This window comes from Bacillus sp. SRB_331 (assembly GCF_003264175.1).
Lineage (GTDB): Bacteria > Bacillota > Bacilli > Bacillales > Bacillaceae_G > Bacillus_A > Bacillus_A mycoides.
On record NZ_NADV01000021.1, the window covers coordinates 52,371 to 74,649 of the forward strand.

The following is a 22,279-nucleotide window of genomic DNA, read 5'->3' on the forward strand; positions in this document are numbered from 1 at the left end:
CCCCCTTACTTCGAATCAGTAGCTGAGCCCATTTGGGCAAGCACACCTAAAATGTCTTGATAGAAACTTTCTCGTGTTCCTTGACGATTTAACTCTTTATAAAGAAGACCATCTTGAATAAATAAAATACGCTCACAATAGCTCGCACTAAATGCATCGTGTGTAACCATCAAAATACTTACATTGTGATTTTCATGTAAATCTTGCATCGCTTCTAATAAACTTTTTGCATTTTTACTATCAAGTGCTCCTGTTGGTTCATCTGCTAATACGATTGCCGGATTATGTACTAAAGCTCGTGCTGCCGCTGTTCTTTGTTTTTGTCCACCAGAAACAGCAGTCGGATATTTAGTTAAAATTTCAGTAATCCCTAATTTCTTTGCTACTTCATTTACTTTTCCAGTAATCTCACTTGACGGTACGCCTTGCAAGGAAAGTGGTAAAGCGATATTTTCATAAATTGATAAATTTTCTAGTAGATTAAAATCTTGAAAAATAAATCCTAATTTTTGAGAACGAAAATCTGATAATGCATTCCCTTTCATAGAAGTAATATTTGTGCCAGCTATTGTTACACTACCACCTGTCGCTTGATCAAGTGTACTGATCACATTTAGTAATGTCGTTTTACCAGATCCAGATGGACCCATAATCCCTACAAACTCTCCTTCTTTAATACTTAATGAAACACCCCTTAATGCTTTTGACTGATTCTCATTTCTTTTTCCATACGTTTTTTCTACACTTTCTACAGTAACTACATTTGTTGACATCTCTTTCACTCCATCCCTTTTGTATAGTATAAATTCCCCATATATTTCTTATATTTTTCTCATAAAAATTCTTAAGAATTTTTAAATTTTCCAAATGCAGATTGAGATACATAAGAAATACAAACGATTTCTCTGCTTAATATTCTCACTTTTCTAAAATCCTTTCATTCGATTTCCCTTACATTTACCTTACATTTTTGTAAGGTTAAAAAAACAAACCACTTCATAAGAGCATTTCTTTGGAATGAGAAATGCTTTTTATTGTTATCAAAATCCAAAAGATATTTCAATAACAATAATAATGAAATAAAAAACAATACATTTTTATTGCGAAACGATAAATAACATGATAAAATCATGTTGTTATTACATAAGTGAGGTGCTTTTTATGAAACAAGTTACGACACTCTTTTTAAAGCTAGCTATTACTTTTATAGGATTCCCAGTTCTTGCATTGTGCATATTTTTGGTGCCTAAGATTGGGAATTTTGCTGGAGAATTGTATCCAGATATTGCTTATATGAAATCTCTCGTTTTAATCGATATGTACGCGGCAGTGATACCTTTTTACTTTGCTCTGTATCAAGCTTTTAAACTTTTAAGCTATATTGATAAGAACCAAGCGTTCTCGGAATTATCGGTAAAGGCTTTAAAGAATATAAAATACTGCGCCATCACGATCAGTACCTTGTACTTGCTAGGTATGCCACTCTACTATCTCATGGCAAAAAAAATTGATCCTCCAAGTTTCATACCAATCGGATTGACCATCATTTTCACCTCTATGGTGATCGCCGTTTTTGCTGCTGTTCTCCAAAGGCTTTTACAAGAAGCTATTAATATAAAATCAGAAAATGATTTAACGGTCTGAGGTGGAGAATATGGCAATTATTATTAATATTGATGTGATGTTAGCAAAACGAAAAATGAGCGTAACGGAGCTTTCGGAGAGGGTTGGGATTACGATGGCGAATCTTTCCATTCTGAAAAATGGGAAAGCAAAAGCGGTTCGTTTTTCAACATTAGAAGCGATATGTAAGACTTTAGATTGTCAACCAGGTGATATTTTGGAGTACAAAAGCGACGAATTCACTCAATAAATACAGACAACAACTTTCTTCAACCAATGGGATTAAATAGTGAAATTAAAATGAAGGGATAGCAATTAAGCTATCCCTTCTCTGCGTTTATTATTGTTATTTAATATATCTTTAATTACTTTAACTTCAGTATTACATATTAATGGTGTGTTTTATTATCAATCTCTATTTCCTATTTTTTATTTCCTCTTTCATACTTTCCACAAATGCATCTAGTTCAACAACTTCTGACTTCTCTTCACCATATTTCCGTACATTTACAGCTTCGCTTTCCATTTCCTTATCCCCAATAACAAGAACATACGGAACTTTTTGCATTTGCGCTTCTCTAATTTTATATCCTAACTTTTCATCTCGTATATCTCGTTCGACACGAATTCCGGCTTGTGCTAATTTATCTGCAATCCTATTTGCATATTTTTCATGCACTGCATTTGAAACTGGAATTACTTTCACTTGAACCGGTGCCACCCACGCTGGGAACGCGCCTCCAAAGTGTTCAATTAATATCGCTAAAAAGCGATCTAAAGATCCTAATACAGCGCGGTGGATTACAACCGGTCTTCTTTTTTCATTATTTTCATCTATATAATTTAAATCAAATTTTTCTGGCATTTGGAAATCAAGTTGGACTGTTCCGCACTGATGACTTCTATTTAAAGCATCTTTAATATGGAAATCAATTTTCGGACCGTAAAATGCACCGTCACCTTCATTTAATCTATATTTATAATTTAATGACTGTAATACATTTTCTAATGCCAATTCTGCTTGCTCCCATAATTTATCATCACCCATTGAATCTTCTGGACGAGTAGAAAGCTCTACTTCATACTCGAAACCAAAAGTTTTATACACATAGTCAATTTGCGCCAACACTGATTTGATTTCATCTTCAATTTGTTCTGGTGTTACAAATAAATGAGCATCATCTTGGCAGAAAGTACGAACTCTTAATAATCCGTTTAAAGCGCCACTAAATTCATGTCGATGCACTTGACCGAACTCACACATACGAATCGGTAATTCACGATAGGAATGTAATTTATTTTTAAACATAAGCATATGGCCTGGGCAATTCATCGGTTTTAACGCAAAACTTTTATGATCTACTTCTGAGAAATACATATTGTCTTTGTAATGTCCCCAGTGTCCTGACTTCTCCCATAATTCTTGATTCATCATAAATGGAGTACGCACTTCTTGATAATTGTACTCATTTTGAATTTCTCTTAAAAATGCTTCTAATTCATTGCGAATAATCTGTCCTTTTGGCAAGTAAAAGGGCATTCCCGGAGCCTCTTCCGAAAACATAAACAATTCAAGTTCACTACCTAATTTCCGATGATTTCTCTTTGCGGCCTCCTCAACAAAATGTAAATACTCTTCTAATTCTTTTTGAGAAGAGAACGCAACACCATATATACGCTGAAGCACTTGATTGTTACTATCACCTCGCCAATATGCACCAGAAACGTGAGTTAATTGGAAGGCTTTCAAATAGCCTGTTGACGGTAAATGTGGCCCTCTACATAAGTCTACAAATTCACCTTGTTTATATAGTGTTACACTTTCCCCCTTAGGAATTGCTTCTAACAATTCTAATTTCAGGTGATCATTCATTTCTTGAAACAGTTTTTTTGCCTCTTCTCGTGAGACCTCAACTCGTTCTATTTTTACATCTTCATTTATAATCTTTTTCATTTCTTTTTCGATTTCTGGTAAATCTTCCACGTTTACACTACTAGGTAGATCCATATCATAATAAAACCCATTTTCAATAACAGGCCCTACACCAAGGTTTACATTACCTTGCATTCTCTTTACAGCTTGCGCTAAAATATGTGCCGCAGAATGTCTTGCAATTTCTACACCTTCATTTGAATCTATAGTAATGATTTCTACTTCCGCATTTTCTTCAATATTTCGGCGTAAATCAAATAACTGATCATTTACTTTCCCTGCGACTGCTTTCTTTTTTAAACTACTGCTAATGGATCCAGCAATTTCTTCTAAAGTAATTCCTTTTACATATTCTTTAACGCTACCATCTGGAAATTTAATTTCAATCATCTGTTCTTTCATTTTTCATCTCTCCATTTCATAATAAAAAGCACACTCATCCCTAAAATAGGGACGAGTGTGCTTATACCCGTGGTTCCACCCAGATTCCCATCGCAAATATACAATGGCTTCTTTTACGGTAACGTCGTTTACACGGCACTAGATACTTGATTTCCCCAGTGCAGCTCTAAGGTGGTAAGTTATTTTACTGCGTTAGGAAGTTCTCAGCTTTTCTTCCTTCTCTGTATAACCGTTTAAAATAACTCGTGTCCTTTTCTTCGCTTATTATGAAATAAAATATAAAAAAGCATATTCATCCCTAGTAAATAGGGACGAATATGCTTATATTCGTGGTTCCACCCAGATTCCCATCACAAAAAACATAATGGCTTCTTTTGCGATAACGTCGCTTACACGGCACTAGATACTTGATTTCCCCAGTGCAGCTCTAAGGTGGTAAGTTATTTTACTGCGTTAGGAAGTTCTCAGCTTTCCTTCCTTCTCTGTATAACCGTTTAAAATAACTCGTGTCCTTTTCTTTGCTTTTGTAACAATTACATTTATTGTTATTTAATATATCCTATTCATTTTATTTTTACAAGTGTTAAAAATATATTTTTTATTCAAAAAAAAGAAACCAAAAACATTTTTTGGTCTCCCCTTCTCTTTTTTACCAATCTTGTGGTTCGTAATTTAAGTCTGAAAATAGGCGTTTTTTCTCTTTTTTCGATAAATCTCTCCACTGTCCGACTGGTAAATTATTCAACTCAATATTCATAATTCTCGTACGTTTTAACGTGTATACTTGATAACCCAAAGCTTCACACATACGGCGAATTTGACGATTTAGCCCCTGTGTTAAAATAATTTGGAACTCATATTTTGATAACTGTGTTACTTCACAAGGAAGTGTGTTTGTATCTAAAATTTTAACACCTGCTGCCATTTTTTCTAAAAACTCCGGTGTAATCGGCTTATCTACTGAAACGATATATTCTTTCTCATGTTTGTTTTCAGCACGTAAAATCTCATTAACGATATCGCCATCATTCGTTAACAAAATTAAACCGTCTGAGTCTTTGTCGAGACGTCCGATGTGATTAATTCGTAAAGGATGATTCACTAAATCGATAATATTACCTTTTACTGCTTTTTCACTTGTACATGTAATACCTACTGGTTTATTTAAAGCGATATACACATGGTCTCGAGCAATACGAAGTTGCTCTCCATTTACTCGTACGTCATCACCTGGATTTACTTGGTCACCAATTTTTGCAACCTTACCGTTAATAATTACTTTTCTCTCGTTAATTAACTTATCTGCTCCACGTCGAGACGCTTTTCCAGCTTCACTAATAAATTTATTGATACGCAAGTTAGGCACATCCTTTTCATAAAAAATTTCAAGCTCACACTGCTTCTACCGTACAATACAAAAGGGTAAGCCTCCTATTATAACTTAAATATATTAACATGAAAGGGTATATGACGTCTTCACTTAATTACATGTTTACACGAAAATAATTGGTCCTCTTTTCCTTTTCACCTCAAACTGTTTAGCAGTCAATAGATTAACCCTTGAATATAACATCATTTATTTACTTTTTTCATAGATAATATACCGATATAAGTTTGATTAATCATGCCTAAATAACTCACAATATGTGAAAAATAAAAAAGAACCCTTTTGAAAATAATCAAAATGGATCCTTCTTCAACTAAACGAATACTAGTTTTTATACAAAAGTGTTCAATAATTATAATCTTTGATAGAAAACATCATTCAACAAACAAAATAATCTCGAACTCCCCTAATTTTTTACGCTTCACTATTTTCTTCACATACTCCAAAAAGAAGCCCTTGATTATCTATACAATAAGCAAAGTAACCCATATTAGGAATAGCAGTTTTAGGTACAACTACTTGTCCACCATTTTCAATAACTTTATTTATGTACTCATCAACTGAAGGTACTTCAATCGAATTAGTTGTCCTAGTAGCACCATCAGGTGATTTCATTAATCCACCATCGATACCAGGTCTATCACTCTCACCTGTAATTATGAACCAATAGTCATGTGGCCCAGGCATTTTTTCAAACTTCCATCGAAAACTATTTGTATAAAATTGAATAGCTTCTTCAGGGTTTGGGACTTGCAATTCAAATCTTAAAACTCTACTCATTTAAATATCTCCCCTCTTATTCTTGTACAAAGTAATTGCACAAGGACTAATGTTCTGTATTGAATTTTTCGAAACTAGCTACTTTAATAAGTTCTAACTTTATTTAGAAGCGGCAACAGACCATTCTTCCTTCCGAATAACTCTCTTCCCATTTATATTTTCAACATACTCATTTACATTTGCTAACTGATATAACTCTGGGAAAATTTCTTTCATATAGAGTTCGTGTGCTATTTCATCTTGCCAATACGTTAATACTATGTAACGATTTTCAGTCTTTAAAGACTTCCCAACAACTCCACCTAACATTCCTTTTGCATTTTCCATTCCTTTATTCCAAATTGTTTCTTGCGTATGTAAAAAATACTTTTCTTTTCCTTCTTTCACATCGCAAATTGCAACTCTTACAAATGACCCTTGTGCAGTTACGTCTTTCAAAGGAGTTTCTGTTATATCATACAACGTTTGAAACATTTCAATATTACAGGAAATATATGTGCCTTCTTGATTACTATTTAAAAAAATTGTATCATGAGCATCATTCATGAATGATTGATATGCATTTCTATCTTCCCATAAAGTATATACACACGCTTCCCCTTCATTCCACCCACCAAATTGTCCATAGAATCCGTCTAAATACTGTAAATCACGCCATTTTTCTTGCGCATCAGAAAACAATTCCCTTTTCTCTTCTTCCACCTTGCAAAATATTGTTTTTAATAGCATTTCTAATCCCCCTTATGATACGGTTCATTTCCCACTTGCAATACTTTCTATTTTTCCACCAACGCAAACATTAATTTTACTCTCAATCACCTCTGCTTCTATATGTATTAGAGAATGGCGATTTATCTCATCCCCTTGTCCAACATGCATATTTATCTTTTCCGTTCCAAGATAACGATATTTTATAAGGTACGCCGCTAAACATCCATTTGAGCTTCCTGTTGCCACATCCTCTGTGATTCCATAATAATCTGCAAAATCACGGACATTAAGATCATTGATTTACTAACTAGAAAATTCCTAATTTTCCATAAATAACACAAGTTGATTACCTGAATACTTGCCTTGCAATAATACATCCACAATGTAAAAATCCCAATATCTCTCCTCTCTTCTATTCTTCAATACAATCTGTTTACATAATGAAATTATAGTTTATTAAATTTGTATATTTTTCAAAGAATCCTCTGCTTTTTCTATCAACCAATCACCAAACGTATCTAAAAATGATAAGATTTCTTCTATATCTTTTATCGGTTCAATTACATATTGTAGTGCTTTCCTCATATTTTTTTCTTGTTCGGGAAAATGCTTACTAAATAACTCATATGCTGGATATAAGTCCCTGGAATACAGCCCTTCTCTATCAATTGTTAATGCTAGACCTGCCCTGACTACAATCTTCATGATCCAACGACAACAATCCTCTATATCATCTACGTCCTTATTATGAATTAACTCTTCGTGTGTTTGTTCAATTTGTTTCCGCAAATGAATGAGATGTTCATACACTATCTCCTGACTTACTTTATATTTAGGTAAATATAATTTTACGTCTTCACCTAATATACATACACTATGTGTCTGAATCATAAATCCTATAAAAGAAAAATCCTCTGAGTTTATTACTTCTTTTTCACTATAAAAACTTAACTCCACTCCTGATATACAATTAAACTGCTGTGTAATTTGGACTTCTAGCTCCTTTCTCCAGCTTAAGTCAATTACTTGAGGACTCTTTCGAACTAATATAATCATATCTACATCTGCAACCCCTTCTATCCCAATCCCTCTTGGAATAGAACCTCTTATATAAACACTGTGCAAATCATCCCGCAAAAATTGACAACAAGTATCCTTTATTTCTTGTATTACCTCCAAAAACACAGGCTGAATTTTATTAAAATGTGCATCGTTTATAATAAATCCTTCATCATCCACAGGACAAAAACGCCCTATTTTTTTTATTCTTGGCAATTTATCAACTCATTTCCCTATAAAATATTGGTTTATTCCACACATACAACAATTATAATTCAAATAATTCAGAATTGAAAATTTGAAAGTAAGACATAAAGAATCCTACATTGTTACGTCCTATCTCTTTTATCACCATTCATTTTTCGAATATATAATAAGTAATCTCTCCTGAGATCATAAAATAGAAGATAAATTAGGAATATCAAAAAAATAAGTTTATTTACTATTTCAAAATAAAAAATGATTGCATTTCACTAATTGTATATCTATAATGTTTTTATTGATTCTATACAGAATCAATGCGTTTAAGTTTTTAATTTTATAATTCGGATGAACCATTCAGGAGAAGGTCTATTGATCTACCGACGGGGCAAAAAGTTGCTGAACCAACTTTGAAACTCTCAGGTCTTGTTTACAAGTAGAACTGCATGGGGACGAATCTCTGGAGAGACTCCCTCTCGCTTAATATAGCGCGGAGGAAAACGAGCACCGAAGGAGCAAATCCGCTAATCTAGCGGATAATCTCTCAGGTAAAAGGACAGAGACAAGCGAAAGAAAATGCCGATTTGTATCGGTTTATTTTTCTATCCCTTGTTTCTCCAGAGACCATTTCATTTCCTTGAAGTGGTTTTTATTTTTTCTAAAAAAGGAGAATACAGATGGAGACAGTAAGTAAAGTATTAGAACAAATTAATCAGTATGTGTGGGGGTTACCAACTTTGTTGCTACTCGTTGGAACTGGTATCATTCTCACAGTGCGCTTAAAAGGTTTACAATTTAGTAAACTAATATACGCTCACAAACTAGCTTTTAAAAAATCAGAGGATACATCATCTTCTGGAGATATTAGTCACTTCCAAGCACTGATGACAGCTATGGCTGCAACGATTGGTATGGGAAATATAGCAGGTGTCGCAACTGCTGTGACAATCGGTGGACCCGGCGCAATCTTTTGGATGTGGATTACTGCTTTATTTGGAATGGCAACAAAGTATGCCGAAGCAATCCTTGCGGTGAAATACCGTGTTAGTAATGAAAATGGTGAATACTCCGGTGGACCAATGTATTATTTAGAACGTGGTTTAGGGAAAAAATGGCTGGCTGTTTTATTCGCTATATTCGGCACAGCTGCTTCTTTCGGTATCGGTAATATGGTTCAATCTAATTCAGTTGCAGAGGCAATGCGAATCAATTTTTCTTTCCCTCCTGCATTAACTGGTATACTCATGTCATTCTTAATCGCTATCGTTATTTTGGGCGGTGTAAAAAAGATTGGTAGAGTTACTGGATATATCGTTCCTATTAAAGCATTCTTTTATATAATCGCTGGCCTTATTATTATTTTCTATCACTTTGATCAAATTCCAGAAGCATTTTCACTTATTTTTTCTGGTGCATTTCAAGGTACTGCAGCTGCTGGTGGTTTTATCGGAGCAACAGTTGCATCTGCAATTCAAATAGGAATGGCACGTGGTGTATTTGCGAACGAGGCTGGTTTAGGAAGTGCTCCTATTGCTGCGGCTGCTGCCAAAACAGATTCACCTGCAAAACAAGCTTTAGTTTCTATGACTGGTACTTTTCTAGATACATTTATTGTATGTACAATTACGGGGCTAGTATTAATTTCTACAGGCGCATGGAAATCAGGTAAAACTGGTGTTGAAGCTACAACATTAGCATTCCAATCCGTATTCGGTACTGCTGGTAGTATGATTCTCGGTATCGCCATTATATTATTCGCCTACTCTACTATTTTAGGTTGGTCGTATTACGGAGAGAAGTGTGTAGCTTATTTATTCGGACAAGGTGCTGTACGATATTATAAAGCAATCTTTATCGTTATGATTGCAATAGGTGCTAATTTAAAGCTAGGTGTCGTATGGACATTTGCCGATATTGCAAATGGACTTATGGCGATTCCAAACTTAATTGGTCTAATCGGATTAAGTGGTATTGTTGTCGCTGAAACGAATCGCTTTTTACAAGCAGAGAAATTGAAAGAAAGTCATAAAAAACAGGCAAGTTAATCACTAAAAAAAGGAATGGCTCATTTATAATAAGCCATTCCTTTTTTCTCTATTTCAATTCCTTTCCCTCCTGAACCATATGTAAATAAAGTACAAAATCCATCATTGTAGATGAATAACCAAGTTGACGGATCATTGCTGTTATATTCCCTCTATGATATGTACCATGATTTACGACGTGTTGCACTAACTCTAAAATGGAAGTGTCTAATGCACCTGCATATTGGTTCTCAATAACAAATACAGTATTTACGTCTTGTATTCTACTTAAAAATTCTTTATATTGATTTGCCATGTTTTCAAACATTTTTTCTAATTCATGTAACGATTTAGTTTCGATTTGTTTTCGTAATTTTTCTCGGTCTTGTATTACTTCACTCATACTTTTACCATGCAATATGTGTAACCACACTTGATCTGTAATATAAATATGTACAAAAGTATCCTTAATTGATGGGAATACACTCTGTATCTGTTCATTAAAAATTGTCTCATAGTTTGGTAACTCTTTTAGTCGGTTGAATAATCGTGTATTAGCCCAAGCATGGTAATCAAACTGTTTTAACATGTAATCTTTCAATCTAAATCTCCTCCTTATTGTATGAAACGAATGTTTTGCTTCTTCATTTCCGATTCTCTATCAGCTTTTACAATCCCTTTTTCTTTAACTTCATGTTTATTTATAGTTTTATATTTTACATATGTATAAAATTCCGTTTTAAATGGAAACGATGTAATTTGAATTGTTTCTTCATCCACCCATTCAGCTTGAATAGGCTTCTCCCCCTTACTATTAAACATTTCTGTTCCTTCAAAACCCTCTTTAAATAAATCAATCTCATCTTTCTTTTTTACACCAGGTTTATTCATACATACATATAAAGAAAGTTCATCACAAAACTTTAATAATCTATAATGTTTATCAAACATCGCATATTGTTCTTTTGTTAACGTTTTCAAAATTCTTTTTTGTCGTTCCAATTCATTTTTATAAAAAGACATCATCTCTTCATCTTCCTCATTTAATGAAAATGATAAAAAGTGCTTACTACAAAGTAGCGCCCCGTATGGATTTGACTCTTCAATTGCATTCAAACCAATCGTATAAAAAACAAAGCGTAATGAACTTGGACAATCCATAAATGTATATGGAATATTTTTAGTATCATTCAAAATTGGTACTTTATCAAGCTCTATCCATCCTCTATCATGCTCATATATAGCATCAATTGTCTCTTTTAAGTATATTTTTTCTTCAAAAAAATCTTCTATTATATGTCTTGCAATTTCACCAGCTAAAAAACCATGATCATGTTGACGAATTAATATACTTTCTTTCTCATTCTTTTCACGAAAAATCATCCGTATATTCCCCCTCATCCTCATATTACAGCTTGTTGTATGCATCAATTCTTAATTAATCCCTAAATATTAGCAGGGATTCAGTTTCTTTCAACGAAATTAACATAAATATACAGCATTCTTTCTAATCACAAAGTTAGCTTTATCTTTACTAACCATTATACTAAAACATTCATTCTAAAAAATTTTTTATGAGGTGAAAACATGAACAAAACAGAATTAGTTAAAAATGTAGCACAATCAGCTGATATTTCTCAAAAGGATGCTTCTGCAGCTGTACAATCCGTATTTGACACAATTGCTAATGCATTACAATCTGGCGATAAAGTGCAACTAATCGGCTTTGGAACTTTTGAAGTGCGTGAAAGATCTGCTCGTACAGGGCGTAATCCGCAAACTGGAGAAGAAATTCAGATTGCTGCTGGTAAAGTTCCAGCATTTAAAGCAGGAAAAGAATTAAAAGAAGCTGTTAAATAAACAAGAAACCAGCCATTTTATAGGCTGGTTTCTTGTTTATTGTTTATTGTTTATTGTTTATTTAAGCAGTTCCTTTATATTCTCTGCATGATACACTTCACAAATATAAAATACACATTTGCAGTTACTTACAATTTGATATTTTCTAGTTGGATAAACATTCGCCGCAACAGAACATCCATCAAACAATTCGATAATATTTCCAGATGGCTGATATCCTTCATATAATACGTTTCTTCTTACTTCCATCTTTTCTATAAGGTTTTCAACAGGAATATTTCCACTCTCTAATTCACTCTTTATTGTATCCGGTAAAAACGAAGTGTCTGCAAAAATTAGATTTTCAGATAACACCTTACCTTTATAACTAACATTAGATACGCGATAAAGAAATGTTCCGTTTTTATCAAAGAAATTCTTTGCTTCTTTCGGAATGTATTGTCTATCGAGCGCTTCCTGTTCAAGTACATCAAACTGAACTGTATCTTTTACAAGTTTTTCTAAAGCTAGAATAGATGACGTATTTCTAGAAAACAACATATCTTTAATTGCCTGTACATTATAAGTTAATTCAGTTTTTCTATTTTCCGCTACTAACATGAGGAACACCTCTTCTATAAGAAATTTTATTAAAAATTAACGATGATTTAATAGCAATCCCGCGTCTAACTGCGTAATTTCAGTTACTTCTTTACTAAATATTGCAATGGAAGCCATATAATCTAAACTAGGTCTTACATCTTCCATCATTGTATTTTCTGCTAACTCTTGTCTATCTTTAAAAATCAACAATTTTGGAGGGTCATTTGGAGCTGATACTGTAATTTCTACTGGTGGAATCAATAGTCCTTCACCTGTCGCTTTCAGCACTGCTTCTTTTCGAGTCCAATATGTTAAAAATCCTTCTAGTCGCTGCTCATCAGGTAATTTCATAACTTGTGCTATTTCAATGTCTGTTAATACGCCCTCTGCCATTTTCATAACATCTATATTTGGATTCATTTGCTCAACATCAACACCCACAGGTGCAGATTTAGTAAATGCAACAACAACCCACTCACCCGAATGTGAGACTGATATTTGCGGCATCCCTTCTGGTAACTGTGGTCTGCCATGTTGTAATTTACATACTGGGCACATTCGATCAATTGGCACTTGAACTGGCGACATAGAAAGTACCTTTCCAAGTACTAATCTACTAATTACACAACCTATTATAAAACGCGCACGGTCTGCCGAATGATGATATGAATTTGCTTTCTCTCGCTCTACATTATTTAGTAAATTGTAATGCCATGATTGTAAATCTGAAATTCTTGCCCACCATATTTGACAACTATTCTCATTAAGAGTTGGTACAGAATCTACAACTTTACTCTCTATCATGTAAACTCTCTCCTTTTAAATGCCAATATTACTTTATTTTAAAAGAGTATTAGCATGCTGCAACTCATTCATTTACAACTTCTTTCTCTTTTTGTAATACAGATAACGGCTTTTTATTCTTCTTTGACATTACCTCTTTATCGGAAATACGTAAAGAAAATAGTAATGCTATGAGTAAAAATATTGCTGATCCAATTAATGCTGCTTGATATGGTAAGAAATCTGACTGTACATTATTCTGTACGTTATTACTTCCAAAACCAGATAGTATACTAGCTAAAACAGCAACTCCTATTGCAGATCCTAGTCGGTTTTGTACATTGAATATAGTAGTTGCTCTACCCATAGAAGGTGGCGTGATATTGTTAAAAGCAGAAAATTGAACTGCACCGACAGACTGCCCTAAGAAAATACCTATACCAAACAATAACGCTCGTATTTGCCATGGATTCGTATCATGATTTACAAAACTTAATAAAATAAATATAACCGCGGTACTTATTAATCCAATAGAGATTACTTTTCGAGCCCCAAATTTCTTATACGTCCATGGTACAATTTGCGAAGAAATCATTAATCCAATCGCCTCTGGGAATGTCGTAAGACCTGATTCCAGCGCAGAAACTCCGATTACATTTTGATACATAAGCGGAAAAACAAATAGCATTCCAAGTAAACCAGCAGATGAAAACAAGGATATGAGACTCATTTTTCTAAAAACGGGTTCTTTTAATAAGCGTAAATCTAACATCGGTTGCTTTACTTTAAGTTCTACAATTATAAACAGTGAAATGAATACAATCCCAGCTATCCCAGTACTTATTATTTCTGGAGAAACCCAACCTTTTGACGGCCCTTGACTGAGTGCATAGATGAGCATCGCAAAACCTGGTGCTGAAAGAACAAAACCGAGAGAATCAAAACGACCAGCCGATTTTTCAATATGCTCTGCTAAAAATAGAAGTCCAAATAGCAACGCAATGATACCAAACGGCAGATTAATATAAAATGCCCAGCGCCAAGACATTTGATCTACAAAGAAACCACCAATAATTGGTCCGATCGCTGGTGCTACAGCAATTGGAAGTACAATAAATCGAGAAATTTTTGGTCTTTCCTCTGGTGAAAATGTTCGGAATAACATCGCCATCCCGACTGGTGTTAAAAGCCCGCCACCAGCACCTTGAATGATACGAAAAATGTTTAATGAAGTAATATCATTCGCAATTCCACATAATGCAGATGCAATTGTAAAAACGAAAAGGGCAGTTAAAAATACTTTTTTCGTACCAAAACGATCGCCTAACCAACCAGAAATCGGAAGAAAAACAGCTAAGCTAACTAAATACCCAACATTTACTGTCCCCATTGCAGATGGGGGTACTTGCAGTTCTTTGCTTATCGTTTGCAGTGCTACATTCACAATCGTTGCATCCATCGCAGCCATAAACATCGCTGTTATATAAACGATGCTTACAACTACTTTTGGATTTATTTTTACTTTCATTATTGTTTTCCTACTAATATTTTTTCGCTAATTTGATTTTTTTTCGGCTCTAAATCATTCCAGTTAACTTCAACGTATTCTAAGCAAACTTGTCTGCTAGCTTCTTCATGTACGACATTCCATCCAATTGGTACATCGAGAAAGGCAGGCCAGAGAGAATACTGGCCCTCCTCATTCATTAATACTTTATATGTGTAATTATCATTTTCAAATGGATTCGTCATACTTTACTTACCCCTTTCTTATTCTGCAAATATTTCGCTAGCACTTGTCCAATTTCTGTAAGTGGACCTGGCTGACATAAATCTTTATGTCTACAATCAATGTCATGCTGCACGATTTCCCCGTCTAAATAATTTAGCCACGTATTTGGAGAAATAGGATCAAACCAGTCTGGTATAACAGTAGATCTAAAGAATAAAATATCCCCGTTATAAACTTTTGGCACGTATTTCCCTAACAACCCTACTGAATTTACATATGTTTCTTTCAAGTTTAAAATAGTCTCTTCCTCAAGACTTGCTAATGCACTTCCATCTTTGCGAAGTATTGCAACCGCACTTTCCATAGTAAGTGGTTTACCATCCATGTTATCTGGATCATATCCACCTAAAGCAAGTAATGCGATTAACGCTTCTTCTTCAGTAGGTGCTTCCGTATTCGGTAAGAAGTGACCAGGATACGAATCCAGCATAACGAGTAATTCTACTTCTTCCCCTTCATTTTGAAGTTGCGCCGCCATAGCATGAACAACATTTCCTCCAAGCGACCATCCGAGTAAACGATATGGTCCGTGAGGCTGTATTTCACGAACGTGTTTTAAATAATCCGCCGCCATCTCCTCTAAGCTTTTTGGAAGTTCTTCATTTTCAGCGATACCACGTGCTTGTACACCATAGATTGGATAATCTGTTCCTAAAGATTTCATAAGTCCTGCATAGCACCAACTTAATCCACCTGCTGGATGTACACAAAATAGTGGTAATTGATCTCCGCTTGCTCGTAATGGAAGCAACACATCAAGTGCACTTTGACCATTCCCCATTTCAAGTCTTTCAGCAAGCCCTGCAACAGTAGGTGCTGCAAATAAAGTTCCGATATTTAGTTCAACTCCAAGTGCCTCTTTAATGCGACTCATCAGCTGCACTGCAAGAAGTGAATGACCACCAAGATCAAAGAATCCATCATCAATTCCAATTTGAGACACACTTAAAACTTCTGTAAACAAGTCACATAACATTTCTTCTTGCGGTGTTCTCGGTCCGCGGCTAGAAGATGATGCAATAAATTCTGGAGCTGGCAATGCCTTTCTATCTAATTTACCGTTTGGAGTTAAAGGTAACTCATTTACTACTACAAAAGCGTATGGAACCATATAATCTGGCAAACTACCTCCCACATACTGACGCATTTCATTCGTATCGATCGTTTCATTATTTGATGCGACGATATAAGAAACTAATCGTTTATCCCCTGGTTGATCTTCCCGTACAATAACAGCTACTTGTTCAACTTTAGGATGTTTCATTATTACCGCTTCTATTTCCCCTAATTCAATTCGGAATCCACGAATTTTAATTTGATGATCTGCACGTCCTATATAATCTAACGTCCCATCTTGACGCCAGCGCGCTAGGTCTCCTGTACGATACATTCTTGTACCTGGCTTACCAAATGGATCTGCGATAAAACGTTCAGCAGTTAATCCTGCTCTTCCTAAATATCCACGAGCGAGCCCTGCACCTGCAACATATATTTCTCCAACTACTCCAGGTGGCATCGGTTGTAAATAGTTATCTAATACGTATACTTTAAGATCCGGTATACTGCACCCGATTAAACTATTTGCTCGTAAAGATACGATACTTTCATCTAATTCAATATAACTAACATGTACTGTCGTCTCCGTTATTCCGTACATATTAATAAGCTTCGGTGCGTTATAAGGATGACGACTATACCAATCTTCTAATCGACTTAGTTCAAGTGCTTCTCCGCCAAAAACAACATATCGTAAAGATAATTTTTGACCAACCTCTTCATTTTCACGATCTGCTTGCATCAATTGATAGAACGCTGATGGAGTTTGGTTTAAAACAGTAACCTTTTCCTTAACAAGAAGCTGTAAAAATTCTTTCGGCGAGCGACTTACAGTATGTGGTACTACAACTAAACGCCCTCCATATAATAAAGGTCCCCAAATTTCCCAAACCGAGAAATCAAAAGCGTATGAATGGAACATCGTCCACACATCGTCTGCGTCAAATTGGAACCAATGATCAGTTGCTCCTAAAAGTCTTACTACATTTTGATGAGGTATCATAACCCCTTTCGGTCTACCTGTTGAGCCTGACGTATAAATAACGTAAGCAATATGTGAAGGAGATAATGGCTTCATGCGCTCCATTTCATCTATATTGTCTTCACTATACTTCTCAATTTCTTCTATTACGTTCACATCATCAACTAAAATCTTTAGTGCCTCATCACATTCAATTTCCACATCTGAATTTGTTAAAACACATGATGGTTTCGCATCGTGTAGCATAAATGAGATACGATCTGACGGATAATCCGGATCTAACGGAAGGTATCCCGCACCAGCTTTAAGAACAGCAAGTAAGCTTACAACCATATTTAAAGATCTCGGCATCGCTAAAGCAACAAGTTGATCAGGACCGATTCCTTTCGCTATTAACAAACGAGCTATTTTATTCGCTTTTCTATTTAACTCTTCATAAGTTAGCTTTTCATCTTCAAAGACGACAGCAATAGAATTTTGATTTACATGAGCCTGCTTTTCAAATAATTGTGGCAATGTCATTTCAGGTACAATTTGAAAACCACCATTCCACTTTTCTAAAACTGTATTTCGCTCTGCTAAAGTTAATATTTCTAATCTACCAATTGATTGATCCGGATGTTTCTCTGCATCATCTAATAATAGAATGAATCGTTCTATTAGTTTTTGAACCGTTTCACGTTTATATAAATCGGTACTAAACTCTAACAATCCGTGTAAGCCGTTTGGAGTACCATCAACTCTGTTACTCTCGCTAATTTCAAATGTTAAATCGAATTTTGCAGAACCAACACTTTGAATTTCAAGGCTCGCTTCTAAATCCGGTACATTAAACGTTGCTTCTGGCGTATTTTGGAAAGCTAACATAACTTGAAACAGCGGATGACTATTTCGAGTTCGTACTGGGTTTAACACTTCAACAAGTCGTTCAAATGGAACATCTTGATTTTCATAAGCTGCAAGGTTTACCTGTTTCACTCTATTTAATAATTCTTTAAAACTTGGATCTCCTGATGTATTTGTGCGTAACACTAATGTATTTACAAATAAACCAACTATATCCGTGAGTACATCGTCGTTTCTTCCAGCAATCGGACTACCTAATGGTATATCAGTTCCAGCACCTAATCTTGTAAATAAGGCACTTAGTCCTGCTTGCAACACCATAAACAAACTAACTCCATTTTTACGAGCGAGCTCCACTAACCTACTATGCATACCTTCATCTAAATGAAAATGAATTGTTTCCCCGCGATAACTAGTTTCAATTGGGCGCTGGTAATCTGTAGGTAACTCCATTTGATCTGGTAAACCTTTTAACTCTTCTTTCCAAAAATCTAATTGTGTTGAAATAATACTGTCTGGTTTTGTTTCATCACCTAATAGCTGTTGTTGCCATAGTGAATAATCTGCGTATTGAACTGGAAGGGTTTCTAGTTGAACACTATCACCTTGACATCGTGCTTTATAAGCCGCTGTAAAGTCTCTCGTTAACGCTTGTAATGACCATCCATCTCCTACAATATGATGCAAAAGAAATAGTAAAACATGTTCGTTTTCACTCACTTTAAAAAGTTGCAAACGAATTGCTGGTTCGATATCAAGATTAAAGCTATATCTTACAGCTTCAGACAGTGTACTTTCTAATTCATCCTTACATGTATTTGTTATAATCATTTTTAAATTCAATTTATCCATTTCTAGAATTCTTTGATATGAACTGCCAAGTGAATTCGGGAAAATCGTTCTAAGTGTTTCATGTTTCTCAACTACATCATAAAAGGCACCTTGCAGTGCTTCCTCATTCAATTTTCCAGACATACGAATGACTAACGGAATATTATAAGTAGGACTTGGACCTTCTAAACAATTTAAGAACCATAACCTGCGCTGTGCAAATGAAAGTGGAACTTCATTTGGCCTACTTACTTTCTTAATAGCTGGTCTTGCGCTTTTTGCACGATCCAACTGGTTCGCTAATTCAGCAACAGTTGGTGATTCAAATAGCTTTCCAATTCCTAATTCTACACTTAACGTTTCACGAATTCTTGCCATTAAACGAGATGCAAGAAGCGAATGGCCACCCATTTCAAAGAAATTATCATCTATACTAATTCGCGAAACACCAAGTACTTCTGCAAATAAATCACATAGTATTTCTTCTTTCGGATTTCTAGCAACTCTCTCATTGTTCATTCCATTAAAATCAGGAGCAGGTAATTTCTTTCTATCAACCTTACCATTTGGTGTTAATGGTAATTCTTCTAGCACAACAAATGCTGATGGTACCATATAATTCGCTAAACTTTCTGAAACATAAGAGCGAATTTCTGAAAGATGAATCATTTCCTTCTCTTCGGCAACGATATACGCAATGATTCGTTTATCATTTGGACGATCTTCTCGTACCATTACCACTGCTTGTTGTATATTTTCATGTCGTTGTAATACCGTTTCAATTTCAGCTAATTCAATTCGGAAACCACGAATTTTAATTTGATGATCTGCGCGACTAATGTACTCTAACACACCATCCTTACGCCACTTCACAAGATCACCTGTGCGATACATACGTGCTCCAGCTTTTCCATAAGGGTTTGCAACAAACCGTTCAGCCGTTAACGCTGGTTTTCCTAAATATCCGTTCGCAAGTCCTTCTCCTGCAATATATAATTCACCGATAACTCCAGGTGGAACAGGCTGTAACCCTGCATCCAAAACGTACACTTCTGTATTCCAAATTGGTCTTCCAATAGGAGGTATACCATTTTCACTGTCATCAATATTTATGAAAGTAGACCAAATAGTCGTTTCAGTTGGTCCATATAAGTTAGTTATAGAGCAACCTAATTCTTTTAATTTATTTGCTAAATGTGCCGGAAGAGCTTCACCGCCAACGAGTACGTTTAGCCTTTGTAACCTCTCTGGATATTCAGTTATTAACGCCTGCCAGAGCGTCGGTGTAGCTTGCATAATTGTCGCTCTTTCTTCTTGTAACAATGTCGTTAACGCAGAAGGCTCTTGGATTACCTCTTTTTGTGCAATTGTTAAACTTGCACCACTAATAAGAGGTAAATAAATTTCTAGAGCAGAAATATCAAACGCAAACGTTGTAACTGCTAATAAATGATCGTTTTCATTTAATGAAAACATATCTTTCATAGCTAATAAGAAGTTACTTAAACCTTTCATAGGAACAATTACACCTTTTGGATTTCCAGTTGATCCTGAAGTGTAAATTGTATAAGCTTGGTTTAAAAGTGATTCATCATTTTTAAATGATATATTCATATGAGAATATGTTTTTAACGCTATTTTCGTTTCTTCGCTATCTAATATGATTTTTTTAATATCATTTTCTATAACTAAAGTAGATGAAACAGATGAATGTGTTATGATACAAACTGGATTTGCATCATTTACTATATAAGTAATTCGCTCGGCTGGGTATTCTGGATCTATCGGCAAATACGTTGCACCAGCCTTTAGGACTGCTAGCATACTAACTACCATTTCTATTGATCTTGGAAATACTAAGGCAACAAACTGATTTGGTCGTATTCCTTCTTCTAATAAATAGTGTGCTAGTTCATTCGCTCGTTCATTTAGCTCTTTATACGTAAGTTTTATCCCGTTACAAGTAACTGCTATTTTATTTGGATTTTTTTGTACTTGTTTTTCAAATAATATAGGTAGATTAATTAGCTCTTCAGCTTTCTTCGTTTCATTCCATTCCAATAAAACTTTATGATTTTCTTCAGGAAGAGTAATGTTTATTTTTCCAATCGGCTCGTCTTTATGATAATTATTTATCACTAATTCTAATAGATTCATAAATCTTTCTTTATGCAATGCTAGTTCCGTATCGCTATATACTTCCGGATTCGCATCAAAATGAATCATTAACTCATTTTCATCGAAGCGCTTATATACATTAATCGATAAGTCATCGACAGGTCCTGCTGATAAATTATGTGTAATACCACGATTTCCAGCAAAGTTAAGCCCGTAATCAAAAGGCATAACATTCACTAACGGCCCAAACAACCTTTGATTTTCACCTAGTAACTTTAAGTCTCTTCTTAATTCCTCATGACGATATTTATGATGACGACGTACGTCTCGAATTTCTTTAGAAACTTGCTGTATTAATTCTGCAAAAGTTATATTTGGAGTTAACTTTAGACGAAGTGGAACTAAATTCATTACCATGCTAGGTGTATGAATAGATACAGAACCAAGACGCCCCATCATCGGTAAACCTAAAACAATATCATTTGCACCTGTTAATTTATGCATATAAATACTTGTTACAGCTACAACAAATTCGGGCCAACTCGTTAACGAAATATTAATATCTTCTAGTAAAGTTTTCGTACTAGCATTTGATAAATAAGCAGTTTCTCGTAAAAATCCATTTGATGTTCTCGGCGCTCGTTCTGCTAAACTTATAACTTCCGGTTCATCTGCAAACTTTTCTAGCCAAAAAGTACGATTTTCCTGAAATTGTTTAGATTCACGATACTCATTATCTTCTTGTACAATTTTTGCAAGAGAACCAAATGGCTTTTCATTCTTATTTGTTTCTTCTATAAGTGATGTATACTCATTCGCTACCTTTTGGCTAAGAAGTGAAAATCCATAGCCATCCATCACAATGTGATGGATGCGCTGATACCAAAAGAAACGATTATTTTCAACTTGAATAAATGCTTCAGTAAATAATTTATCTTCTTTTAAATCTATCGGTACAGATAAATCATTTTTCATCCATACTTTAGCAGCTTCTTCAGGATTTCCCTCTTTACGAACGTCAATAAAATGCATATGAAACGTTGACGATTCCTCAATAACTTGCCATGGGCCAATTTCATCCTCTTCGAAACGAACATGAAGTGCTTCTGCTTCTTTTACCACTTTACGTACAGCTAACTCGAAAATTTCATGATTAATATTTCCGTTTATTTCTATATATTCCCCAGTATTATAAATCGGATTAAGCGGATCTAATTGTTGCGCAAACCACATACCAGACTGCGCAGATGATAACGAATGACGAATCTTTTGACTATTAGGCATTCTTTACTACCCCTTTATTATGTAG

18 protein-coding genes, 1 riboswitch and 2 other annotated features are annotated in these 22,279 nt (G+C 34.8%); of the genes, 4 read left to right on the forward strand and 14 right to left on the reverse strand.

The features are described 5' to 3' along the window. Positions 1-5: 5 nt before the first annotated feature. Entirely contained in the window at positions 6-782 is a 777-nt protein-coding gene (locus tag B5P42_RS14340) for an ABC transporter ATP-binding protein (RefSeq protein WP_113734489.1), read from the reverse strand. A 379-nt stretch (positions 783-1,161) separates the two neighbouring features. Here B5P42_RS14340 and B5P42_RS14345 point away from each other — a divergent pair, with 379 nt between their 5' ends. Together B5P42_RS14345 and B5P42_RS14350 are read left to right on the forward strand one after the other, a co-directional pair. Then, on the forward strand, positions 1,162-1,644 hold the full coding sequence (locus B5P42_RS14345; protein ID WP_113734490.1) for a DUF2975 domain-containing protein: 483 nt from the start codon (positions 1,162-1,164) through the stop codon (positions 1,642-1,644). 10 nt (positions 1,645-1,654) lie between these two features. After that, positions 1,655-1,873 (forward strand): helix-turn-helix domain-containing protein, encoded by a 219-nt coding sequence (locus B5P42_RS14350; protein ID WP_002141696.1) that lies wholly within the window; start codon positions 1,655-1,657, stop codon positions 1,871-1,873. A gap of 165 nt (positions 1,874-2,038) precedes the next feature. Here B5P42_RS14350 and thrS read toward each other — a convergent pair whose 3' ends face one another. From thrS to B5P42_RS14385, 6 genes are all read right to left on the reverse strand, one after another. Next, the gene (thrS, locus tag B5P42_RS14355) at positions 2,039-3,958 is read right to left on the reverse strand and encodes a threonine--tRNA ligase (protein WP_113734491.1); all 1,920 of its coding nucleotides are present in this window, start codon (positions 3,956-3,958) and stop codon (positions 2,039-2,041) included. Positions 3,959-4,002: 44 nt separating this feature from the next. After that, positions 4,003-4,225 (reverse strand) — a binding site (T-box leader). Positions 4,226-4,262: 37 nt separating this feature from the next. Continuing rightward, positions 4,263-4,486, reverse strand: a binding site (T-box leader). Positions 4,487-4,607: 121 nt separating this feature from the next. Then, on the reverse strand, positions 4,608-5,315 hold the full coding sequence (locus B5P42_RS14360) for a pseudouridine synthase (protein WP_113734492.1): 708 nt from the start codon (positions 5,313-5,315) through the stop codon (positions 4,608-4,610). Positions 5,316-5,759: 444 nt separating this feature from the next. After that, the gene (locus B5P42_RS14370; RefSeq protein ID WP_113734493.1) at positions 5,760-6,125 is read right to left on the reverse strand and encodes a VOC family protein; all 366 of its coding nucleotides are present in this window, start codon (positions 6,123-6,125) and stop codon (positions 5,760-5,762) included. Between the two features lie 99 nt (positions 6,126-6,224). Further along, positions 6,225-6,854 carry a YdbC family protein gene (locus tag B5P42_RS14375; protein ID WP_061674684.1) on the reverse strand — a complete coding sequence of 210 codons (630 nt, stop codon included), beginning with the start codon at positions 6,852-6,854 and terminating at the stop codon, positions 6,225-6,227. Positions 6,855-6,878: 24 nt separating this feature from the next. Further along, a complete protein-coding gene (locus B5P42_RS14380; protein ID WP_080448095.1) occupies positions 6,879-7,136 on the reverse strand; it encodes a PhzF family phenazine biosynthesis protein in 258 nt (85 codons plus the stop codon). 156 nt (positions 7,137-7,292) lie between these two features. Further along, a complete protein-coding gene (locus B5P42_RS14385) occupies positions 7,293-8,111 on the reverse strand; it encodes a nucleotidyltransferase (RefSeq protein ID WP_113734494.1) in 819 nt (272 codons plus the stop codon). Positions 8,112-8,546: 435 nt separating this feature from the next. Further along, positions 8,547-8,666: riboswitch (glycine riboswitch) on the forward strand. Positions 8,667-8,773: 107 nt separating this feature from the next. Between B5P42_RS14385 and B5P42_RS14390 the strand changes: the two genes are divergently transcribed. Next, positions 8,774-10,141: an alanine/glycine:cation symporter family protein gene (locus B5P42_RS14390; RefSeq protein ID WP_113734495.1), complete on the forward strand. Its 1,368-nt coding sequence runs from the start codon at positions 8,774-8,776 to the stop codon at positions 10,139-10,141. Between the two features lie 49 nt (positions 10,142-10,190). Here B5P42_RS14390 and B5P42_RS14395 read toward each other — a convergent pair whose 3' ends face one another. After that, entirely contained in the window at positions 10,191-10,721 is a 531-nt protein-coding gene (locus B5P42_RS14395; protein WP_113734496.1) for a DinB family protein, read from the reverse strand. 14 nt (positions 10,722-10,735) lie between these two features. Continuing rightward, the gene (locus tag B5P42_RS14400) at positions 10,736-11,503 is read right to left on the reverse strand and encodes a DUF3891 family protein (RefSeq protein WP_113734497.1); all 768 of its coding nucleotides are present in this window, start codon (positions 11,501-11,503) and stop codon (positions 10,736-10,738) included. A gap of 204 nt (positions 11,504-11,707) precedes the next feature. On the opposite strand from B5P42_RS14400, the gene B5P42_RS14405 reads away from it, so the two are divergent. Beyond that, complete coding sequence (locus tag B5P42_RS14405; RefSeq protein ID WP_002012780.1) at positions 11,708-11,980, forward strand: HU family DNA-binding protein; 273 nt, start codon at positions 11,708-11,710, stop codon at positions 11,978-11,980. 57 nt (positions 11,981-12,037) lie between these two features. Here B5P42_RS14405 and B5P42_RS14410 read toward each other — a convergent pair whose 3' ends face one another. The 5 genes from B5P42_RS14410 to B5P42_RS14430 form a co-directional block, all read right to left on the reverse strand. Beyond that, on the reverse strand, positions 12,038-12,580 hold the full coding sequence (locus tag B5P42_RS14410) for a hypothetical protein (RefSeq protein WP_002012778.1): 543 nt from the start codon (positions 12,578-12,580) through the stop codon (positions 12,038-12,040). 36 nt (positions 12,581-12,616) lie between these two features. After that, entirely contained in the window at positions 12,617-13,366 is a 750-nt protein-coding gene (gene sfp, locus B5P42_RS14415) for a 4'-phosphopantetheinyl transferase Sfp (protein ID WP_113734498.1), read from the reverse strand. A 64-nt stretch (positions 13,367-13,430) separates the two neighbouring features. Further along, a complete protein-coding gene (locus B5P42_RS14420) occupies positions 13,431-14,873 on the reverse strand; it encodes an MDR family MFS transporter (RefSeq protein ID WP_113734499.1) in 1,443 nt (480 codons plus the stop codon). Then, complete coding sequence (locus B5P42_RS14425; protein ID WP_000184075.1) at positions 14,873-15,097, reverse strand: MbtH family protein; 225 nt, start codon at positions 15,095-15,097, stop codon at positions 14,873-14,875. The genes B5P42_RS14420 and B5P42_RS14425 overlap by 1 nt, the downstream gene beginning before the upstream one ends. Further along, entirely contained in the window at positions 15,094-22,254 is a 7,161-nt protein-coding gene (locus B5P42_RS14430) for an amino acid adenylation domain-containing protein (protein WP_113734500.1), read from the reverse strand. Before B5P42_RS14430 ends, B5P42_RS14425 begins: the two co-directional genes overlap by 4 nt. Between the last annotated feature and the right edge of the window lie 25 nt (positions 22,255-22,279).

Excerpts from the sequence above, each read along its gene's own strand:
- B5P42_RS14345 (WP_113734490.1), top strand. The coding sequence starts at position 1,162 with ATGAAACAAGTTACGACACTCTTTTTAAAGCTAGCTATTACTTTTATA.
- B5P42_RS14350 (WP_002141696.1), top strand. The coding sequence starts at position 1,655 with ATGGCAATTATTATTAATATTGATGTGATGTTAGCAAAACGAAAAATG.
- thrS (WP_113734491.1), bottom strand. The coding sequence starts at position 3,958 with ATGAAAGAACAGATGATTGAAATTAAATTTCCAGATGGTAGCGTTAAA.
- B5P42_RS14370 (WP_113734493.1), bottom strand. The coding sequence starts at position 6,125 with ATGAGTAGAGTTTTAAGATTTGAATTGCAAGTCCCAAACCCTGAAGAA.
- B5P42_RS14375 (WP_061674684.1), bottom strand. The coding sequence starts at position 6,854 with ATGCTATTAAAAACAATATTTTGCAAGGTGGAAGAAGAGAAAAGGGAA.
- B5P42_RS14390 (WP_113734495.1), top strand. The coding sequence starts at position 8,774 with ATGGAGACAGTAAGTAAAGTATTAGAACAAATTAATCAGTATGTGTGG.
- B5P42_RS14400 (WP_113734497.1), bottom strand. The coding sequence starts at position 11,503 with ATGATTTTTCGTGAAAAGAATGAGAAAGAAAGTATATTAATTCGTCAA.
- B5P42_RS14405 (WP_002012780.1), top strand. The coding sequence starts at position 11,708 with ATGAACAAAACAGAATTAGTTAAAAATGTAGCACAATCAGCTGATATT.
- B5P42_RS14410 (WP_002012778.1), bottom strand. The coding sequence starts at position 12,580 with ATGTTAGTAGCGGAAAATAGAAAAACTGAATTAACTTATAATGTACAG.
- sfp (WP_113734498.1), bottom strand. The coding sequence starts at position 13,366 with ATGATAGAGAGTAAAGTTGTAGATTCTGTACCAACTCTTAATGAGAAT.
- B5P42_RS14420 (WP_113734499.1), bottom strand. The coding sequence starts at position 14,873 with ATGAAAGTAAAAATAAATCCAAAAGTAGTTGTAAGCATCGTTTATATA.
- B5P42_RS14425 (WP_000184075.1), bottom strand. The coding sequence starts at position 15,097 with ATGACGAATCCATTTGAAAATGATAATTACACATATAAAGTATTAATG.
- B5P42_RS14430 (WP_113734500.1), bottom strand. The coding sequence starts at position 22,254 with ATGCCTAATAGTCAAAAGATTCGTCATTCGTTATCATCTGCGCAGTCT.